This window comes from Streptomyces sp. CBMA123 (genome assembly GCF_014596465.1).
Classification (GTDB): Bacteria; Actinomycetota; Actinomycetes; order Streptomycetales; family Streptomycetaceae; genus Kitasatospora.
This window is the reverse complement of sequence record NZ_MECK01000529.1, coordinates 1-772: the sequence shown is the minus strand read 5'-3', so window position 1 is coordinate 772 and position 772 is coordinate 1. Positions and strand designations below refer to the sequence as shown.

Annotated in this window: 1 protein-coding gene; it reads left to right on the top strand. The window is 75.3% G+C overall.

Annotated features, from left to right (window positions below; genetic code table 11):
• Window positions 1–406: 406 nt before the first annotated feature.
• A partial coding sequence (locus BG452_RS35915) for a helix-turn-helix transcriptional regulator (protein ID WP_317621388.1) occupies window positions 407–772 on the top strand: 366 nt, incomplete at its 3' end.

The following is a 772-nucleotide window of genomic DNA, read 5'->3' as shown; positions in this document are numbered from 1 at the left end:
GGGGAAACTCTGCGTTGCATCGAGGCTCCTCGCACGTGGGGGTCCTCGACCGCGGACGGCAAGGCTGGTGGCGCACCGCAGGGCCGTGTCCGGGGGACGGCCGCTGCGGGCCGTCCGCGCTCGGGTGCCCGAACACTCACATGGCGTCATGCCCGGGTCAATGGCTGGTGCAGGCTCTGCATAGGGTTGGCAAATTCCGTCAAGGCGCGGGCGTCGTTTCCCGTCAAGCTGGGCTTTCTCGGCAGTGGTTGAGACCACCTCATGTACGGGGCCGGGGTCATTCGAGTACCGTCCTCCTCGTCGGAGCGGGCGGGCCGGGCGGGCCGGGCGGACCGGTCGGGCTCGTCGGACTCATCGGACTCGTCCCAGGGCCCCGCGTCAGGGGCCCGTCCCCGGGGAGGCAGCCGTGCAGCGGAACCGTGTGGCCCCCGCCGCCTCGGCCCCGGCACCGTCGAGGCTCCAGGACCAGTGCGCCTGGCGGGAGTTCGGTGCCCGGTTGCGGCACTGGCGGCGCCGGGCCGGGCTCACCCAGGCGCAGCTGGGCGCCGGGATCGGCTACGACCACACCGCGGTCAGCAAGATCGAGCACGGCGCCCGCCGGGTCACCCCGAGGGTCGCCGGGCGGATCGACGAACTCCTGCGCGCCGGGGGAGAGTTGGTCGCGGCCTGTCTGCGCGCCGAGACCGCCGAGCTGCCCCGGCCGGCCCCCTTCGCCCCCGGCCTGCTCCGGCCGCCGCTGCCCGGCGGCGCACCGGACGGCCCCGCCCCCGGT